The sequence below is a fragment of the Escherichia sp. MOD1-EC6162 genome, from assembly GCF_002965125.1.
In the GTDB taxonomy this organism is placed as follows: domain Bacteria; phylum Pseudomonadota; class Gammaproteobacteria; order Enterobacterales; family Enterobacteriaceae; genus Escherichia; species Escherichia marmotae.
The window spans coordinates 30,450-49,597 of the sequence record NZ_PTSB01000032.1 but is presented as its reverse complement, the minus strand read 5'-3'; the positions used below and the strand labels follow the sequence as shown (position 1 = coordinate 49,597).

At 47.8% G+C, this 19,148-nt stretch carries 21 protein-coding genes and 2 pseudogenes; 3 read left to right on the top strand and 20 right to left on the bottom strand.

Annotated elements, in window-relative coordinates; all coding sequences use genetic code 11:
- Together A9587_RS25225 and A9587_RS25220 are read left to right on the top strand one after the other, a co-directional pair.
- A pseudogene (locus A9587_RS25225) lies at positions 1-252 on the top strand (hypothetical protein); the annotation flags it as partial.
- Positions 219-935, top strand: coding sequence for a phage baseplate protein (locus A9587_RS25220; RefSeq protein WP_336595937.1), 717 nt, complete (start codon positions 219-221; stop codon positions 933-935). The pseudogene A9587_RS25225 and the gene A9587_RS25220, both read left to right, overlap by 34 nt.
- Positions 936-1,141: 206 nt before the next feature.
- Here the strand turns inward: A9587_RS25220 and A9587_RS20395 are convergent, their stop codons facing one another.
- The 8 genes from A9587_RS20395 to A9587_RS20360 all read right to left on the bottom strand — a co-directional run bounded on the left by A9587_RS20395 (position 1,142) and on the right by A9587_RS20360 (position 10,709).
- The gene (locus A9587_RS20395) at positions 1,142-2,374 is read right to left on the bottom strand and encodes a capsule biosynthesis protein (RefSeq protein WP_105263806.1); all 1,233 of its coding nucleotides are present in this window, start codon (positions 2,372-2,374) and stop codon (positions 1,142-1,144) included.
- A gap of 34 nt (positions 2,375-2,408) precedes the next feature.
- Positions 2,409-4,436 (bottom strand): capsular polysaccharide biosynthesis protein, encoded by a 2,028-nt coding sequence (locus tag A9587_RS20390; protein ID WP_105263805.1) that lies wholly within the window; start codon positions 4,434-4,436, stop codon positions 2,409-2,411.
- A complete protein-coding gene (gene kdsB, locus A9587_RS20385; protein ID WP_105224370.1) occupies positions 4,433-5,173 on the bottom strand; it encodes a 3-deoxy-manno-octulosonate cytidylyltransferase in 741 nt (246 codons plus the stop codon). The genes A9587_RS20390 and kdsB overlap by 4 nt, the downstream gene beginning before the upstream one ends.
- A gap of 9 nt (positions 5,174-5,182) precedes the next feature.
- Positions 5,183-6,859 carry a polysaccharide biosynthesis/export family protein gene (locus tag A9587_RS20380; RefSeq protein ID WP_001325876.1) on the bottom strand — a complete coding sequence of 559 codons (1,677 nt, stop codon included), beginning with the start codon at positions 6,857-6,859 and terminating at the stop codon, positions 5,183-5,185.
- A 23-nt stretch (positions 6,860-6,882) separates the two neighbouring features.
- On the bottom strand, positions 6,883-8,031 hold the full coding sequence (locus tag A9587_RS20375; RefSeq protein WP_000905744.1) for a capsule polysaccharide transporter: 1,149 nt from the start codon (positions 8,029-8,031) through the stop codon (positions 6,883-6,885).
- Positions 8,032-8,093: 62 nt separating this feature from the next.
- Positions 8,094-9,077, bottom strand: a complete 984-nt coding sequence (locus A9587_RS20370) for a KpsF/GutQ family sugar-phosphate isomerase (protein ID WP_001325875.1) — start codon at positions 9,075-9,077, stop codon at positions 8,094-8,096.
- 826 nt (positions 9,078-9,903) lie between these two features.
- On the bottom strand, positions 9,904-10,239 hold the full coding sequence (locus A9587_RS20365; protein ID WP_000789899.1) for a lysozyme inhibitor LprI family protein: 336 nt from the start codon (positions 10,237-10,239) through the stop codon (positions 9,904-9,906).
- Positions 10,236-10,709, bottom strand: coding sequence for a hypothetical protein (locus tag A9587_RS20360; protein ID WP_000143249.1), 474 nt, complete (start codon positions 10,707-10,709; stop codon positions 10,236-10,238). The genes A9587_RS20365 and A9587_RS20360 overlap by 4 nt, the downstream gene beginning before the upstream one ends.
- Before the next feature lie 591 nt (positions 10,710-11,300).
- On the opposite strand from A9587_RS20360, the gene tssB reads away from it, so the two are divergent.
- Entirely contained in the window at positions 11,301-11,798 is a 498-nt protein-coding gene (gene tssB, locus A9587_RS20355; RefSeq protein ID WP_016249187.1) for a type VI secretion system contractile sheath small subunit, read from the top strand.
- A 471-nt stretch (positions 11,799-12,269) separates the two neighbouring features.
- Here tssB and A9587_RS20345 read toward each other — a convergent pair whose 3' ends face one another.
- The 12 genes and pseudogenes from A9587_RS20345 to A9587_RS20290 form a co-directional block, all read right to left on the bottom strand.
- Positions 12,270-13,805 (bottom strand): EAL domain-containing protein, encoded by a 1,536-nt coding sequence (locus tag A9587_RS20345; RefSeq protein WP_061362221.1) that lies wholly within the window; start codon positions 13,803-13,805, stop codon positions 12,270-12,272.
- Between the two features lie 70 nt (positions 13,806-13,875).
- Complete coding sequence (locus tag A9587_RS20340; protein ID WP_097291265.1) at positions 13,876-14,721, bottom strand: DUF4942 domain-containing protein; 846 nt, start codon at positions 14,719-14,721, stop codon at positions 13,876-13,878.
- Positions 14,722-14,805: 84 nt separating this feature from the next.
- Positions 14,806-15,003, bottom strand: a complete 198-nt coding sequence (locus A9587_RS20335; RefSeq protein WP_089675113.1) for a DUF957 domain-containing protein — start codon at positions 15,001-15,003, stop codon at positions 14,806-14,808.
- Between the two features lie 48 nt (positions 15,004-15,051).
- Positions 15,052-15,228 (bottom strand): annotated as a pseudogene (locus A9587_RS20330) (DUF5983 family protein); the annotation flags it as partial.
- Positions 15,225-15,602 (bottom strand): TA system toxin CbtA family protein, encoded by a 378-nt coding sequence (locus A9587_RS20325; protein ID WP_105263803.1) that lies wholly within the window; start codon positions 15,600-15,602, stop codon positions 15,225-15,227. The gene A9587_RS20325 and the pseudogene A9587_RS20330, both read right to left, overlap by 4 nt.
- Positions 15,603-15,691: 89 nt before the next feature.
- Positions 15,692-16,060, bottom strand: a complete 369-nt coding sequence (locus A9587_RS20320; protein WP_105263802.1) for a type IV toxin-antitoxin system YeeU family antitoxin — start codon at positions 16,058-16,060, stop codon at positions 15,692-15,694.
- A 79-nt stretch (positions 16,061-16,139) separates the two neighbouring features.
- On the bottom strand, positions 16,140-16,361 hold the full coding sequence (locus tag A9587_RS20315; RefSeq protein WP_000692345.1) for a DUF987 domain-containing protein: 222 nt from the start codon (positions 16,359-16,361) through the stop codon (positions 16,140-16,142).
- Between the two features lie 68 nt (positions 16,362-16,429).
- Positions 16,430-16,906, bottom strand: coding sequence for a JAB domain-containing protein (locus A9587_RS20310; RefSeq protein ID WP_053272401.1), 477 nt, complete (start codon positions 16,904-16,906; stop codon positions 16,430-16,432).
- 14 nt (positions 16,907-16,920) lie between these two features.
- Positions 16,921-17,406, bottom strand: a complete 486-nt coding sequence (locus A9587_RS20305; RefSeq protein ID WP_053272402.1) for an antirestriction protein — start codon at positions 17,404-17,406, stop codon at positions 16,921-16,923.
- 76 nt (positions 17,407-17,482) lie between these two features.
- Positions 17,483-18,301, bottom strand: coding sequence for a DUF932 domain-containing protein (locus tag A9587_RS20300; protein WP_105263801.1), 819 nt, complete (start codon positions 18,299-18,301; stop codon positions 17,483-17,485).
- A gap of 89 nt (positions 18,302-18,390) precedes the next feature.
- Positions 18,391-18,624, bottom strand: coding sequence for a DUF905 family protein (locus A9587_RS20295; RefSeq protein ID WP_001278282.1), 234 nt, complete (start codon positions 18,622-18,624; stop codon positions 18,391-18,393).
- Between the two features lie 5 nt (positions 18,625-18,629).
- Positions 18,630-19,073 (bottom strand): hypothetical protein, encoded by a 444-nt coding sequence (locus tag A9587_RS20290; RefSeq protein ID WP_105263800.1) that lies wholly within the window; start codon positions 19,071-19,073, stop codon positions 18,630-18,632.
- Positions 19,074-19,148: the final 75 nt, after the last annotated feature.

Here is a 19,148-nt window from a genome sequence, read left to right as displayed (position 1 = left end):
ATATTAATGTTGTTGCATAATTCATCATCTGCAACCAATATATCTTTGGCTAATTTTATTTCTCATTTAAATGATGATATTGTTGCGAGAAAAGTGAGATTATATAGGGATGGTGAGGGTAAAAATAATATTGTTCAAGGAGTCGCGATTGATAGATTTAGTTCTGATATTTATACTTTACATACCACAGGGAAACCCGAAAAAGGAGTTATAAATAGATTCTCATTAACAACAAAAAAAGAAAAGCTGTAGCATCGTCATTTCAAAAACCCACTGAATTTATTGGGCATCAAGGAATTGGGTTTGATCCTCTTGAGGGGGGGATAATAGCATCTGCGGGAAATGCCTTTGCCAACAAAGGATGGTTTGTTACATATTTTAAATACAATGATTTTTCTTTTCCTTATGAGACGAAAATTATAAAAATATTCGATAGGCCATATAATACTCGTGTTAGTACAATGCCTGTTTTAACCTCGGATGCTAAATATTTAATAGTAAGAAGTAAGTTGAATGGTAGAGACTTATTACGAGTTTATAATAGTGAAGAAGTTAATTTTCGAATCGAGAGTGATATTTCATCAGACCAAAATGTAGAATGGTTTATCGATGCAGGTCTAACTAATGATAATTATGTATTGCAAGCCATTACCGCTGATAATAAATATATATACTTATTGAGTGGGGGGAGAAATAAAGAAAGCAATAGAATCTATATTTACACGTTAAAAGGAGAGCTTGTAAGAAAATTTAATAATGTAACAGTAGGAAAAAAAGATTCTCTTAAAAGTGGTAAAGAAAAACATTGGGAACCTGAAGGTTTAGCGATTGATAGCAAATCAAAATCATTGGTTATCATGTATGCTCTGGGGGATCATAAAAAAAGATTTGCTCAATTATATTACATTCCTTTAGATAAACTTATTGAGGAGTGATGATAGTAACAATATTTTCATATTTGATGATTATAAATGTGTAATGCGAATAATTTCGTCATGTTTTCGTGTGAGTACTAATAAAATAAATTTTCTTCAAAAATAACTTATTAGTATATAGATTATACTTATATCATTTATAGATAATAACAAAATTATATCTTGGATTTTTAACTTGGCTTGTGGGTGTTGTTTATTATTATATTTCATACTTGACGCGACAAGCTTTGAAAATATTTATCCTGTTTTATCTTGTTAAAAATCATATCCCCATAATAAACCCCATTAACCTGCGTCTTCACCAATAAATACCCCCGAAACTTCTTAAACAGTTTCATATCCGGTTTAAACTCGGCCTGCCAGAACTGGTGCAAATGCCCTTGATACGTCAATCCTTTGATGTCGTACAGGGCATTGCCCATCACTTTGAGTGGTTTGTTATGAATCAGTGCAGAGATCCCCGCCGTACTGTTAATCGTCACCACCGCTTTTGCGTGGCGTAATAATTCCGGCATCGGGAGATCGTGCACGTATATGACTCGCTCACCTAAGCCATATTCCTTACTTAGCCGCTTAATTAATGGTCGATAGAGTCTGTGGCCACGATCCATCGGATGATGTTTGATCACCAAATAACTTTCTTTCGGCGCTTTACGCGAAAATGAGTACATGACTTCATTAATATAGTCACGCACATCGTTATAATTGCTGTGGTTACGAATCTGGCTATCGTTATATACCTGCAAAACAGCAAGATAATAACGTTGATCCAACTCGTTCATTAACCTCGGTAATACCTTACGCTGTGTTACCTTGTAAAGTTGCTTGCGCCAGTATGCACGAACCCAGCAACGAGCCTCATACCAGGGGGAAAACGATTTGTGGTGGCGGTAGCGAGGGAACTCATTACGGTAATGCCAGCCCATCAGGTAATACCACATCGCATGGCCTATACGTTTCATCGTTGAAGGTTTTAAGTTCTCAACGTGCGGCGCAGGCATATCTGGTAACTTACGATAAAAATCTGGATCGCGCGGTAGCGATGAATATGCGTTTACTCCGCCTTCTTCAACGGTAATAAATTGCGGGCGTAAATATCCTTCTTCAAATGCCAGAAAGCGGATCCCTTTCGACTTTGCCCAGCGTTTTGCTTCTTTGTGTAATGGGCGGCAGTCACCAAAGCAGAGGATGGTATCAAAGTCATATTGTCGGTGGAGATCCCGTAACCATCCGGGAAACTCTTTCGGCGTTTGGTAGTAAGCCAGGTATTGTCGATGGCGGCAGTAAAAACGATCCCCACCGTTGAAGACAACATTCACAGCGTTACGGCCTAATGACTCTAGCCACTCGGCAACATCACTGAAAAAGGGTCCCATCGGCCCCTGCAATAGCAGATATTTTTTACCGGATAATAAAACGGTTAGTGCATTACCTTGCATAAATGATTTGCGTAATAGTCAACTATGAAATTGTTTAGCCAAATCTGACCTTGCAGAACATAATTAATTTGCGGTAATAGCGTATTACTCGCCCCGCTTTTTTTCTGGTAATAAACATCGGCTTGCGCGGCGTCTGGATCAAATATTCCGCCGCTTCTTCAACCGCAATAGGTTGTAGCCGTGTTGGGTGGATATAGGTTGGATAAACAATCAACGCCTGATATAGCAGATCCGCTAAAGTTAATTTTCGTTCGCGGCGCGGGCAGCGATGTTCATCGACGGTTAAACCCCAACCGGCATAGAAGGGCAGGCCGTAACAATGTACGTGCTTGCCATGTAATAACGCTTCAAACCCCGACAGTGACGTCATGGTATGCACTTCATCTGCGCGCTGAATGCATTGAATAATATCTGCATCCAGTGCCTGATAATCAGCTAGTTCAGCAGCCAGTTCTGCCGGAATATCGCCCTTGCGATTCCCCACCAGTACATCCGGGTGCGGTTTATAAATAATGTAGGCGTGCGGATTACGCTCGCGTACTGTGCGTAATAGCTCAAGGTTGCTCTTAATCGAGACAGTGCCTGTTTTAATAGAGGCATCGTCCTCTACTTGACCCGGCACCAGGATAACTTTTTTACCTTTAGCTTCGTCTGGTAGAGAGAAATCGGCTCCCAGGTTGTACTTGCTCAGTTTGCTTTCAACCAGTCGCTGGCGTAATTTTTCAGCTCGCATCTGCTGCGCCAGCGTTAGCTGGCTATGATTCAGCAGCACTTCCAGGTCGCTGGGGCGCGTGGTGTCATAGTAGATCCCGCGTTTATCCAGCACCAGCGATAGCGGTGGCAGCAGGTCAGAGCCAAGTCCGGATGAACGCAGAAAACCATCTTCCATTCGCCATAACGGCAGTGATTTTCGCTGCGCTTCGGCTCGCCATTGCTGCTCTCCCTTTACACCCCATACCACGCAAGCGGTCGCCGCAGGGCTGCGACGTGAAAAACTCAGCCGGTTTGTCGCGGTACGCAAGAAAGGTTTCAGGATCGCTGACTTCCACAGCGTTAAGCCTGGCGCCCATAAATAGCCATTACGCTGTTGCAGATGTCGGCGTTGTAATTGCAGCCATTGCAGCACGGTAAACAGATCGCTTACTGCTCCCGTTTGCGGATCGATATAGCGACAGTAACGCAGGTATGCAGCGGCAAAAAGTTCTTCCAGTGTGGCTGAACCGCGTCGGGCAGATAACAACGCCGACTGCGGATGACGATCGTCCGTTAAGCCCCAGCCTGCATACCAGGGCTGGCCGAAGCATGTCACCGGTTTTCCTGCCAGCAAGGCTTCAAAGCCGTACTGGGAGGTCACGACGTAAACTCGGGAAACGTGTCGCAACAGCGACTGCGGGCTGACATTCTCGGCAATTAAACGTACTCGTTGCGTGGCGCGCAGATCGGCGAAATAACCTGTTTTCTTTCCTTCCAGTACATCTGGGTGCACCTTCACCCAAATTGTCGCTTGAGGATTTTCCGCAATCGCGGCCTCCAGCATGGCGGCAAACTCATGCTGACCCGCATTACCATACGTCACTGACATATCATTAAATGTCTGATCGACAACCAGAACGATGTCTGAATGTTCTGACTCATCAGCCACAAACGCAGGCGCCAGATTATATTTCGACAAATCATCGGTCACGATGGTGTGCATCGCTTCTCTGGCCTGATCAGCCAATGCCGCATTTCCGGCTTTATCCTGTACCAGTTTCTCCAGCGCCGAAGGCTTGCTGACATCGTAGTAAATGCCGCAATCATCTACCACCAAAGAAAGCGGCGGTGCGCCATTGACGCCAAGATCCAGCGAACGCACAAATCCATCTTCCAGACGGATGACCGGTTTTCCCGCTGCTTTGGCGATGGCGACTGGTTTCGCCGCGCTGGGGCGATGTCCCCACACGGCGATAGCATCAACTTCTGGCGGAACAGGGCGCAGCAGAGAAAGTTTCTGGCACGGTTGCGCCAGAAATTTCTCCAGATGCGGAATACGCCAGATGCCAGACGAGAAAATGCCAATCATGCGTTTTCAGCCAGTTCCTGTGCCATCAGGGTGCGCACTTTTTCAAGACATGCAGGGGTGTCGACGCCCGGACCTGTTGCGGCAACTTCAAACGTGCGAATGTTGATCCCCGCGTTCATCAACCGTAGCTGCTCCAGTGATTCCGCCTGCTCCAGCATGGACTCCGGCAACTGGCTGTAGTTTTGCAGCACATCGCGACGATAAGCGTAAATACCGACGTGTTTCAGGTAACGCGCTTTTTCAGCATTACGCGGATACGGGATCGGTGAGCGGCTGAAATAAAGCGCATCCTGGCGGGTATTCACAACCACTTTTACTGTGCTTGGCTCCGTCGCTTCTTCGGCAGAAATCGCGTGGCATAGTGTTGCCACCGGCAACGCGGGATCGTCACGCATTCCTTGTAACAGTGTTTCTACATCCCGCGGACGAATCATTGGTTCATCGCCCTGCAAGTTAATGTAGATATCTGCTTCCACCGTATGCATCACCTCGACCAGCCGATCGGTGCCGGATTCATGATCGGTACGCGTCATAATGGCTTTCCCGCCAAACGCCTGTACGGCCTGTTCAACACGCGGGTCGTCAGTTGCCACCCAAACTTCTGCGACGCCCGCCACCTGTAACGCACGCTCGTAAACATGCTGGATCATCGGTTTGCCAACAATATCAAGTAGCGGCTTACCCGGCAGGCGCGATGAGCCATAACGAGCCGGAATGACAATAACTGCTTTGCTCATTTCAACTCCTTACAAAGACAGAATCACTTTTGCACCCACCGCCAGCTGATAGAGGATGGTGGAAATACCACGGGTAACTTCAATGTTTTTCGATTCATATTTCGGCAGAACCATAATCTCATCGCCCGGCTTGAGTGAATCCACATCTTCCGCGTTGACGGCTGCACCGTTCTGACGAATGACGATAATTCTGGCGTTACCCGATTTCTGCGTCAGGCCACCACATTTCTCGATGTAATCCTCGGTGGTCATCCCCTTCTGCCAGCTCACCGCGTTCGGGAACAGCACCTCGCCATGAACCATAACCAGCGATGTTTTCTCCGGAATATTGATGACGTCGCCATCTTCCAGCAGAACAGAATCAATATTGGACTCGTTGAGGATCACTTCGCCTTTCGGGACCACAGTACGTGCTTTTGCCACAAAGCGGCTGATCAGTTGCGCTTCCTGCATACGCAGGCTGGCTTCTTCTTTGGTGGAGGACTGGGCAGAAAGTGACGCTTCCTCCAGTTTTTGCAGCGAGAGATTCAGCATCTCTTTCTGACGCTGAGCTACTGATGGGCGATAAAGCTGAACCGCGTTCATCTGCGACATGCTGTTCGGACGGATTTTTTCCAGAACCGCACGCATGGTGGAACCATAAGGCAGCACCATGGCATGTTCGCCGGAATGCGCGCCTTCAACTCGTACCTGAATGGTGCCGGCATAGCGGTCAGTGCTCACGATTAAGGTATCGCCGTTCTGCAACATACGGCCTGGCGCAGAACTGATCGGATAGTATTCGCTACGTTTTTGCAGCCCCTGTTTACGCATAATCGTAATGTGAGTTGCGCCAGGCTTAGGGCGTGCCCAGCTCAACGCTTCTGTTACAGGAATGCTGCTTTCGCGGAACTCAAAGTCGTAGCTGTTAAAGACATCGCCCTGAACGCTGAACGTATGTTGACGAGGCCCAACGATGATGGTGTCACCATCGGCGAACTGCGAAAGCCCCAGTTTTCCGTTTAGCAGGAAGTCATACAGGTTGACGTTGGAGCGCACGCGGTTGCCGCGCTTGACCACAATATCAACGTAGCTCCCGCGTTCCGGATCTACGCCGCCAGCCTTGATCAGATAATTCAGTAAAGAGTCGGACGTCACGCCGCCGTACAGACCAGGATTACGTACAAAGCCGGTAACGTACACTTTTACTGGCTGCGCCTGTAATAAGGAGGCGTAGACGTTGACGTTGGACTGGTACACTTCCTTTACTTTTGATGTAACCAGGGCGTTCAACTGGCTATTGCTAACCCCAGCAACTTTCACCGGACCAACGTTCGGCAGGAAAATATTGCCTTTGGGATCAATCTGTAACGCACCATCAAAGGTGAACGCACCCCATAAACGGACCTGAACGCTATCGCCCGGATTAAGGATATAGTCAGGATTGAATCCTACCGTTGCACCGCTATCCGCGCTGGTGCCGTTGAAAAGTTGAGCACCAAACATACGACTCATCACCACCGGCTGTGCTGGCGGTGGGGTGTTGTCGAAGCCGCTCATGTTTTGTGTATCCGACTGCTGCCCACTCAGAATACCGGGCAGTGGTGCTGCCCCCGTAAGGTTTGAGTCAGCGTTAATATCAATGGCCGCGCTGGCCTGCGCCGCGTGACAGGCGGCAATCAGTAAAATTGATTTAAATAATTTCATCACAAACTCATTCAGCGACAGCGTTAATCTCGGTGATCTTCAATAACAGCCAGCAACAGCTTCAGGGTGCCGAACAGCAGGCAGCACACCAGTAACCAACAGGCGATCAAATAAGGGATGTTTGGAAAAGACGATTCCTGCGGCAACTGTGGCGAACTGATCACAGACAGCACCTTGAGCTTACGAGCCGCTTCTACACGGGTCTTTTCAATGGAGGTCAGGGTCAGTTTGTACAGCTCGGTGTTGAACTCTACTTTTGATTTGATTTCTTCAAAATCCACCGCCATACGGTTTAGCTTGTCACCCTGTGGCGCTGTGATTTTGCTTTTTTCTTCATCGATTTGTGCCTGCAATGACTGAATCGCGTTACGCGCGCTCACCACTTGGGGGGCGTCTTCACGCAGATATGTCAGCAAGTTACGCAGATCTGCTTCCATCTGGATCTTCTGAGCCATCAGCGTATTTACTAACGTGCTCGCCGCCTGAGCCTGGGCTTGTGGATCCAGGACGTTATTGCTGTCCTGATAAGAGAGCAGTTCCGCTTTGCTGGCATCCAGACGCTGGCGCGCTTTTTCCATCTCGCTTTCTGCAAAGGCAAGTTGATCACGCGCAATGCGATGCGACATCTCATTGATAAAGCGTTCTGACTCTTTCAACACGGTCTGGTTAAATTTAAGCGCAAACTCCGGGCTAAAGCCCTGTGTCTGAATATTCAGCAATCCGGTTTTATCGTCATACGAAACGTTGATACGGTCCTTGTAGTACTTCAGGAAGCCTTCTGCGGTTTCATCCTTGCTAAGATGATTAAGAAAATCGAGCCCGCTGTGGCTAAATGCTTCACGAAAATTCAGTTGCTTATCCAGCGCCGCCAGCATATCCGGCGAGTTGATATACTCTTTCAGATACAACGCATCTTCCGCGGAACTGGGGTTAGAGGCACCCAGAAGCAGACCAAAATTCAGGCTGCCGCTATTTAAATCATCCGAGCGTTTAATGGCGACTTTCGACTCGCTCATATAACGAGGCTGGCTGAAGATAGCCAGATAGATCAGTAGCACAGCCATCGGTGCCAGAATGATGATTTTCGCCAGGTGTTTTTGGATATCTGTCAGTGAGATGGCAGACAGACGAGCACGCATCCAGGATACGGCAGACTTCAATTTTATCAACATGTAACGATTATCAGAGTTTCAGTGGAGGCGAGGGGGCTGGCCTCTCGCCTCCCGTTGCTTCATTAGTCGAAAATTCGTACAAGACCAGTGACTTTGTTCGCCTTGTTGGTCACCAATAACGTTGAGACTCGATGCTTTTGCATCTTTTCTTCCGCTTCGATGATCATGGTTTCTTCCGGTAGAGTCAGTGGTTCACGCGTCATCATCTGCGCAGCCGTGGCGGATGTCAGAGAATCCTCTTTTTCCATAAAGCGACGCAGGTCACCGTCGGTGATAATACCCGCCAGCTCGCCTTCTGCGTCTTCTACCATCACCATACCCTGGCAACCGCTGGTGATACGTTGAATCACGGTTTTAAACGACGCATCCAGGTGCACCGCAGGAACATCATGCTGCATAACATCAGCAACACGGGTCAGCAGGCGACGACCTAATGAACCGCCCGGGTGATAACGCGCGAAGTCATTCGGCATAAATTTACGCTGGTGGATCATGGCAATAGCCAGCGCGTCTCCGATCGCCATGGTCAGCGTGGTGGACGTTGTTGGTGCAAGGTTATTCGGGCAGGTTTCATTCTCCATGTGAAGTTCCAGCACGGCATCAGCATTTTTCGCCAGCGTGGAATTTCCATTATTGGTAATGGCGATAATTCGGTTGCCGAAATTCTTCAGTGAAGGGACTAGCTTCAGAATTTCATCCGTTTCACCGCTGGCGGAAATAAGGATCAGGAGATCATAAGGCGTAATCATACCGAGATCGCCATGGAAAGCCTCTGCCGGATGAATAAAGAAACTCGGCGTACCAGTAGAGGCCAGTGTCGCTGACATTTTACGACCAACATGCCCTGATTTACCCATTCCCGAAAGAATAACGTGTCCTTTACAGTTCATTATCAAATTAAGGACTCGTTGGTACTGTACGGGATCCAGTTGCTTAGACAAGTTTTGTAATGCTGCGCCTTGTTCTGCCAGAGTCTGGCGAACAGAGGTAATTAAATATGGATCGATAGTACTGCTCTGGTCATCAGGTAAATGTCTTTCAGACATATCAGCTCCTTTGCACGGAAATAGTGCCACAGTCACAACAAACCCGAACCCATAATAAATTATTAATATTAAATCAATGGGTTATAACAAATTATTTAATAAATATAAAAATATGGTTAGTCCATGCTCTTATCCAGGACTTATCACCCTCTTATTAAGTCGCAATGTCTCATGGAAGTGCGAAGATACTGCAATATTACAGGCGAGAAGGGGGAACCAAATTTTGCCCACCTATTTAACACAGCCCTACATTATGAACAAGGAGTTTAGGATTTTTATCAATGATTAAAATGTTTCGCGCTTAACTATTGAATCAAAAAAACAATTCAGAGGTTGATTGTTTCATTGTAAAAAAAGAGACGCATGACACTGTTATTTATAAATAAAACACCTCGGTAATGGTGGTGATATTCCGTATTCAACTATTTAAGCTATGTATAGTTAACCAGTTGACAATTTCCATATAAAGCAGAAGGGAATGATAAAGTTTTATTAGTGACTATTAAATATCAAGATTGTTTTCCGGTTGATTATTTCTGCAGGTGGCAGTGGAATTAAAACAGACCAGATTGCATTTATTGGTACATATATTTTCAAGGAAACTATTACCAAATAAAAAATAATTATTGGGATTATCACGTGATGAATCGGTTGCGCATATGCCAGAGAGCACTTCCGTCCGGCCATCCTTCATTTTTGTAGCGTACATTTTGCTCAGTGAAAGGGCTGATGGAGAGACAAACATCAGGCCCTTTTGCGCCATACTCGCTGGTAAGGAGGTGCCTCGCAGAAAGGCACCTCCGGCAACCAACAGTCCACTTCAGATTCAGAGTGGTTTATTAATCGCGTCATAAAGATGGTTTAAAGTTTTTAATCGCTGTTTGTATGCTTTTCTCAGGCAGGTTGTATCGCTACCACACCGGCGTCGTTCAGCCAGCCACAGTACCTGTGAGTCATGCAGTTCCCCGGCGGCTCCCATCGCGTAAAGTCCATGAAGGAATTGATATTTAACACTCAACTCCACGTCCAAATCATTCAGGCTATGTGATGAACAAATTGCTTTTTCATCCGCACTGTGGGACTGCCGACAATCAAAACTGGCCGCCGTGGCAGAGAACGCCGGGAGAGTGATGATGAGAAATGCGGTAAGAATATTTTTCACTGGCTTAGCCTCCCGGGACGAATAACGGGTCCCGGAGCCATGGTCAGGGTTTTGTTGTTCAACAATCTGAACCCTATAGCCTCTCCGGTTTTCACTGACAGTTCACATGCGTAGTGAAAAGTCGTCCAGTTAATCCCCCGACGGTACTGACCATTGCCCGTCAGGAGCGCAGGTGAGACCAGGCGCTGCATATTATGTTTTCCCTGATCGAGAATAACCTTATCTACGTCGGTGTACTGCTTCTGTAGTTCTTTCAGTGCCAGCGGTCGGCAAATAAATTCGGCTACGCGTTGAGCTTCAGTCCAGTTTGTATAGGCAAAATTACGGTCATTCTTCCCTTTTACCTCACGATGAATGACGTTATTCAGATGTTCTACCTGGGCAGGATTCAACGAGACATTCGTTGCAAATGCAAATCCGGTATACATACAGGATATAGCGGTAATAACAACCAAACGCTTAAAAGTCATAAATACTCCGTTATGCATAAGATCCTACATTTACTGTGCTATTACAATGTATGAATATAAGTTCAAGGAATAGTCAATATGCTGCGCTGCGTCAATATTTTATGGTTAATCAGGCTATTCGGGTGTAGGCCTGAATATGCTGTAATGCAAATTTGCGCTTACCTAAAATAAAATCTCTTCCGCCAATGGTGAGGCCTGTAGAAACTGGGATGGTCTGAGTGTTGGATAAGGATGGCGGTGAATGCTTATGAATCAGTAAGGCAAAGTAAGCGGGGCTATCAGAATAACTTTGCCAGTAGTATGAAGCCAGGTAAGTCAACGTTTCGCACGATGTACCGCCTGTCTGTTAACAGGTTGTGCGGGTAATGAAAAAATAAAAGCACATAATAAAAATACAATTAGGAATATTTATAAAGACGTTTTTAATTGCTTGATATCGCTGTGCTTATTTTTATTGTCTGGCAACATTCCCATTGTTTTTATTCTCAATGTATTGATCTGTATTGTTTTTTTGATTTCGCCATTGCCTTAGTATCCGGTTAAATAAGTATTATGATTAATTTGACTTTAACTGAATTGCGTGAGGGGATTATGAGTGACAGTTTCCAGCGGGAGATACCAAAGGCCCGTATTAATCTGAAATTAGAACTGCATACAGGGGGGGCGAGTAAAAAAACAGAATTACCCCTGAAGTTACTGGTTGCGGGTGATTTTAGTAATGGTCAGGAATCCGCGCCATTATCTGAGCGTAAAAAAGTTAATCTTAACAAAAATAATTTTGATGCAGTCCTTTCAGACTATTCCCCAAAAGTAAATCTTATCGTTAATAACACACTTGCTGATGACGGTAGCGAAGACAGCATCAGGTTGACATTTCAGAGCATAAAGGATTTCTCCCCGGAACAGGTATCCCGACAAATACCTCAGCTAAAAGCCATGCTTTCCATGCGTAATTTACTTCGTGATTTAAAAGCGAACCTTCTGGATAACCAGACGTTCCGTAAAGAACTGGAAAACATTTTGCTGGACCCGGCATTAAGTGCAGAACTCAAAGCAGAACTTTCAGCTTTGGCACCTAAACAGCCGTAACGGTCACGACGATTTAATGGATTAATAAGGAAAATGTTGACGTCTGTAAAAAATGAGAATGCCGCTGGTGGCGAGCCGATTGCCGCACAATCAGGGGGAACGTCAGGGAGTGATAATTAACAGAATATCACTGTGAGCGCCTGCATGTATTGGTGTGTATAAAGCAACAAACATCGTCGAAAATGGCGAGAAATACAGCACGCAAATAACATGTAGCAACGGCCAGAAATTTACCGTAGCCAGAAAAAGAAAAAGCCCCGCTTTTCAGCGAGGCCTTATGAATAGTGGTGCCGGACTCGGAATCGAAAATTGCTTCTATCATGTTGATGTAAATCTGATTTGTTTGGTTTGGCGAGAAATGTACCCTCTTTTGTACCCTCAGTCCCTTTTGCTGCGAAAAAGGAATCAAACCCGGGAATTGGGAGATGAGGTGAAAAGAGGGACGCATATCCTGGTCCATTTCAGTATGTGTTATCTCTGGTTTTTGCCGTTTCTGCTGTTGTATACCCACTCAGCAATAAACTGTTCAGCGGGTAGTGGAGGTGCATAGCGGTATCCCTGCAGATAGCTGCTTCCTTTCTCTGTCATGAACAACTCCTGTGATTCGGTTTCAATGCCTTCGGCAATGATATCAATACATAACCGACGAGCCAGCTCAATAACATTTTCTACTATATGCCCGGAGATTTCATCCACTCCGACCATTTGTACAAACCCTTTATCGAGTTTGATGTAATCGACAGGAAACGACTGCAGGTAGCTGTGAGTCGCATAACCCGTGCCAAAATCATCCAGTGCGAACAATACTCCTTGTTGATGTAATTTCGCAAATAACGCTTTTGATTCTGCTGTGACGGATAGCTGGTTTCGTTCTGTCAGTTCCAGAACCAGTTTCACTTTCCCTTTCGGGAAGGTGGATAGAAACTTCATACAGCTATCTTCCAGTCTCGGGGACAGAAAATGCGCTGGTGAAATATTGATCCCAATATGAAATTGATCGGGTAAAAAATCTGCAACAGAATTAAGGCTATGTTCGACCTGAGACATCAACTGTTGCGTTATCGGGGCAATTAATCCGGTGGACTCTGCCAGCGGGATAAACTGATCTGGTGGGATAATCCCGCTGACGGGGTGATGCCAGCGAATCAGTACTTCGCAGCCAGTCAGTTGGTGATTTTTAGCGGAAATGATGGGTTGAAAATAAGGTCTGAACTCTCCGTGAGCAAGTGCATTTTTCAGCATATCGAGCGGGGAAGATGGACGACGTCGGGACAGCAGAAAGGCTGTGAGTATTCCACTGAAGATGGCAACAGGAAACATATACCAGGCCTGTTTCCAGGCGTAGGTAAGTTGCATTTTCACCGGGATGATATAAATCAAGGAGAACGGATATTTTTTTGAATGACTTTCTTTTTGTATGCCGCTGTCGTTCGGGGGCAGAGTGACATTTTTTCCGCTGGCTGACAGGACCGTGTTTCCCAAACGGAATTGTATTGCAGGAACCGCATGAACCACAGAGATGATGTCCTGAATAAAATAATAATCCGTGGCGGTAATGACCGTACCGTTTTTGTAAGGTGTTTTTAACAGGAGCCAGGGCAGAGTACCTGTATCTTCAGGAAAACGAATCAGCATATCGTGCCGCCATCGTTCCTTTTCAGCAACCGGACCGACAGGCAAACCGGGGTGGGTGCTGCAAAATACAGCCTCTTGTTTTGCCAGGCTCAGTGCACGAAGTTGGGGGCGCTTCAGCAGCAGATTGCTTAATTCACGCTGAGTATCTGCGTTACAGTTATTCAGAAGCAAATGTTCTGCTTCCGGGCTGATGCTGTTGTTCTGATTGAGAATGTTTTCTATATAGCCAAGTGCGAAATTAGCTCTGATCTGGCTGTCATTCACCAGCTCTGCTTTTTTCCAGAAAAATGTCAGCAGAACAATGAACAGAAATACCAGGCCACCTGCCACCATAGCTGGAGTATGTTTTTTTACAAATAATCTGGAAAACATGTTTTTTTGCTCTGAATGACGCCAGATTTATCAGAATGTTTTTGTGTATGTACTGAGTCTGTGCTTTGGGTTAAACGGACGATAAGGTTTCCGGATAGTATTTCGCAATAATATCATTCAGCCTGTCAACCAGTTCTGGTTTCCTGAACTTGATGTGCGCGGAGCCTTTCTTAAAGTATTTAATTCTGAACATCTCATCTTCATAGCACTCTTTACCCTGAACAGAGCGGATGTGCTCATCCAGATGAATAGTGATGTTTTCCCGGTTGTCGGGGATCGGTTTGCCGCTGAACAGGTGTAGCATTCTTTCCAGATCGGCAAGTCGATCTGCCTGTTGCCCGGTGATAAGATGCCCCCCCCACCGGTCCCACCTCACCAGGTTGTTGACGATAATTTTACTGCTAAATTTGCAGGGGCAATTGGTTTTGTAATTCCAGCTCAGCCCTCTGAAGACGTTGATCACCCCTCGCTCAAACACCTCATCCTCATTCTGGTGCAGTTGTTCAAATGTGCTCAGAATGTTCGCTTCACTGATTTCCGGAAAATTATCGTACTCCAGTGACCGGTACCATGTATCACGGGCCTGCGCATCCATTAATGACAGCATCCCGGAACGTTGCATCAGGTCACGCCAGAGTTCGCGATCAAGATTGCGTGTGATGGCTTTCATTGCGGTTTCCGGTTTCTCCATCAGCCAGCAGCCACAGCGAAAATCCTGTTTCATCGCCCAGTCCCGGGCGCTTTTACCACCAATGCTTTTTGTCAGTACTGAGATTTCAGTCAGTTGCCGGATAAGCGTTTCGGTTTGTTGCAGTGCTGCATTCCGTACCGTCACAACGTGTCGGATACTGGTGGAGCAGATAACGTCCGTATGCCCGGTGACCACTTCCGGATGGGAGATTGTGATGTTTGACATTATCGGTTTCCCTTTTGGTTTATAAACGAAAACGCCAGCCGTATTCAGGCTGGCGTCAGTGGAATGAAGTCTGGTGAGTAAGACTCACCGGTTCTGTTGCAGAAGCTGCAGTTGGCGCAGGGTACGGATATCCTCCCTGGCCTGTTCAATACAGGGCAACAGTGCTGCCGAATCCGTTTTATCCTCATCGTTGTCAAAGATAATTCCCGATTCGCAGTCAATATTGTCCTGCAGCCACGCAATGAGGATATCCAGCGCTGTTTCAGTAGTTAATGGCATCACGCTCTGTATCACTGTATTGTCTTCCGGCAACTGATGAGGGCTGGCAGAAGTTGCCGGTGTTTCGGTAGCGTCACGTTCATCCACCACGCGGAGTGAATAACCGTTTTCAGCGACTTTGTTAATCAGTTCAGCGAGCTTAATACCATCGACGTCAACGACAATGCGCCCCATGTTAAGCGCCTGCACGTTAACGCTGTCTGCCTCCAGCGTCAGGGCCAGTTTCATTGTTTCGCCCCCGGATGTTTACCCAGGGTAATGTTATTTACCGTTCTGTAGTTGTCGCGTGTCATCAGGCCGGTTGCCCGGCGTGCCCGGAGGATATCGATACTGTTGATTAACTGAGAGCAGGTACAGGCGCTGAATCCCGGCTGGTCGGTACGTACCAGGGCGTATTTTTCAACGAGAAAGTTCACTGCATCGCACAGTGAAATGCCGGCCTCAATATGCTGCTCAATCACACGTTCATCAGCGAACGGTGTGTCATTCAGTGTGAGGCCGTAATGCTGGTCCAACAGTCGGGTGAGCAGTGTCTGCCAGATGGTGACGGGAGACGGGCAGCGCGATACCTCCCGTACGTGTGTATCGGGTAATGTTTTCATACTGAAGATTTTCCTGATATGAGAGATTAAATTTTGAGGAGAGTGGTGCTGTAGCGCACCAGACCGGAACAGACGATTATTCCGGTGGTTTACTTTTTCGTTTCGGGCGTCGGATAAACAGCCATATAAACGTAGCCACAACTGCCGAGGGTGTCGGCTTCGCAGGTCAGCCCTTTTGCATACAGCTTGACGGTATGCTGATGGTGGGGATTCAGTTCACCGCTGGTGAGCATGAGCTCCAGTTGTTTCATCAGCAGCGGAAAGGCCTGGTCCAGGTGGTACGCATCTGCATCGCTGAACCAGCCTCTGATACCGGCGCGGTCGGCAAGGTAATGCAACCGGTTACCCTCCTGCACCAGACGTGCCCCGAAACAGGGCGTCACGGTGCAGGGCAGTCCCCACCAGAGGCGGTCGTGATTGTCGTCGGGAAGTGTTGTCCCGGGGAGTGTGTCTGACACGATAAAATCCTCACAGAAAATCGGTTAAGAATGGTCCGGTGGTGGCGATAATTCTGCTCATCTGAATGCCCTTCCAGACTCAGTTCAGGGTGACGCTCATCAGCCGGACATACGGGCCAAAACTGTCCTTACGGCGTTCTGCAAACACGGCCAGCACACCGGGAATATCCTGCACTTCACGACCGGTATACGCTTCAGCACTGCCGTGCCAGCGGTACTTACCGGTGCAGAACGGAAAAAGACGGGATGCAGGATGCTGACGGTGAATACGCATGGCTTCACCACGGGTGATGATTTTCATGGTGGGATACCTCTGAAGACAGAAGATAAAAGTGAAAACAGGTGTGATGTGGTTGTGACGGTGACGGGTTAAAGCAGACCGTGTTCCGCAAAGGAGAAAACCTGGCTGCCACCGATTATCAGATGGTCCGGCACCCGGATATCCACCAGAGCCAGTGCCTGTACCAGACGCTCAGTGATAAGCCGGTCTGCCTTACTGGGGGTGACTTCACCGGACGGGTGATTGTGTGCCAGCACCACGGCAGCGGCATTGTGGTACAGGGCGCGTTTAATCACTTCCCGGGGATGGACTTCCGTGCGGTTAATGGTGCCGGTGAAGAGGGTTTCACCGGCAATCAGCTGATTCTGGTTGTTCAGATACAGCACCCGGAATTCTTCACGCTCCAGTCCTGCCATGTTCAGAATCAGCCATTCCCGTGCCGCATGCGTGGAGGTGAAGGCCACGCCGGGTTCATGAAGATGGCGGTCCAGGGTTTTCAGAGCCCGCTGAATGAGGCTGCGCTCTCTGGTTGTCATTTCTCCGGGCAGAAAGGAAATCTGTTGCATTGTTCCGGCCCCTTTCAGTCAATGATGCGCATAATGGCGTCGTATTCCGGATGTTGCAGGGCGTAATCCCGCAGACGGTAATAATGAACCGTCATGGCATAACACTCCGTACGGCAGGCGTGATGACTGTACGTCATCAGACAGGCAGCAATGCCGGCGGCTTCCGGACTCATTTCAGCGCGGTTACCGTTCATGGCATTGAACAGTACCCATGTTTCGTCATTATCGTCATCCGGTTCAGGGGCCATAAATGCGCCACCGTTGTTCAGGGTGTACAGATTCCAGATACCACCGCAGTAGTCTTCACACAGACGGTCCATCCAGCCGAAGACGCGGGGCTCCAGGGTCACCCACTGTGGAATGAGGCCAAAGTGCTGCGGCCAGAAGCTGATGCGCTGTTCATCAGGGACGGGAGTGGCAACCAGTTGAGACTGGTTATTCCCTGATGCAGTAGTTACGGAAACAGAAGGTGTGGTGGAATTATGCGAAGAGGTTGTCATGATATTATTCCTTATAAAAAGCAAATGAATGAAGAAGGCTCGGGGGCAGGGACAGACGTGATTCAGGTAAACGGCATCAGCGCAGGTTCTCCAGCAGCGTTTCCGCCATCACCCACAATGCGCGATTGAGCTTAATGTCGGTGTCGATGTTGTGAATGGCCCGGGTATGGATACGTTTTCCTTTTGCACTGCGGCCGGAAATCCCGCCTTTCAGCATATTCTCCTGGATGGTCTGATAAGCACTCCACAGGTCCTTACCGTAATCCTCCCGGCGTCGTGGTGTCAGAATGTCGGCAGTGGTGACGGGCTGATGTTCGTCACCATAACGGTAAGTCAGTGCCGCCTGAGCCAGCGCCTGGCGTGCCGGTGGCGGCAGGACCACCGACTGCATGGCATCACGTTTCTCTTCAATCCGGTCAAAAACCCCCACCACCTCGTAAGCACCTTCAATCACCCTGTCCACCACGTTTCCCCGGTGTGGCACCCGGACTTCTCCCAGCGACTGACCGCAGACCAGGCCATTGGTGCAGATAGCACGAAAATATCCGGGTAACATCTGGTAGCTGGATGAACCGTCATGGGAGCTGAGCAGAATAATTTCAGGCACATGCTGGCCGGTTATCTGTCCGCTCCGCCGCAGACGCAGCATGTGTTTGGTATATTCCCGACGGCTCTGGTCGCGCACACGGGTCTGGCAGGCGAAGAACGGCTGAAAGCCTTCCCGCTGCAGATTTTCCAGGACTGTGATGGTGGGAATGTACGCATACCGTTCACTGCGGGAGGTGTGTCGGTCTTCTCCAAAAATACTTGGGACGTGGTACATCAGTTCTTCGCGTGTCAGTGGGCGCTCCCGACGGATCTGATTTACATGACCAAAACGACTGGCTAATTGCATACTTTGTTCCTTATGAATGAGTTAGCGGTATAAATGAAAAGGCCGCGTCTCCCGGAGAAGACGCGGCCTGATGGATGAAATGAAGACGTTTATTGCCTGAGAATTCCCTCACTGGCGAGATACGGATTTAGCTGTTTTCCGGCATCAGGTTCAAAATTCCAGCACCGCCAGCGTAGCTGCCCTTCAGCATTGCGGATAACCAGCCGGAAATGCGTTCCCTGGTCATCTTCAATAAGCACATTGCGGTAAGCTGTTGTGACAGCCATCGCCTGTTCGCGTGAGAAAGGGCCTTCGGGCAATAAAACAGGGTGACAGTCCGACATACCGGCTATTTTCCGATAAATTCAACGCTGGCACCGGTGGCATTACCGTCAGCACCAACCGTGACGGTCACTTTGTCGTACGCACGGTCTTCAGGATTGAACACTTCAAACTCAACCTTATTGCCTTTTACTTCGTAAGAGCCAAAATCAGCGGTTTCTGTTGTTTCCTCGTCATATTCCCGGGCGTATGCCTGCCGGGCAGCCTGCAGGACGGAATCTTTATTAATAGCGGGTGTCTGTTTTGGGGAAAAACCGGCAAGTGACGTGACAAATTTCGGGCATCCCTGCATCAGGCCGGTAATACCAATCGTGCCATTTTTCAGCATTACCAGCGCCTGACCATCTTCCGTCATGGTCTGACACCAGCCGTTTTTGACAGCCTGGTTACCGGCGGAGGCGGAGAATGATGCCACAGTGAGAAGCAGGGGAAAAAGCATTCTGGTATTCATGGGGTACCTCAGAAATTAAAGAGCGTGTTATTGATAATGACAGACGGCATACGGCAGCGGTTGCTGTAATCCGTT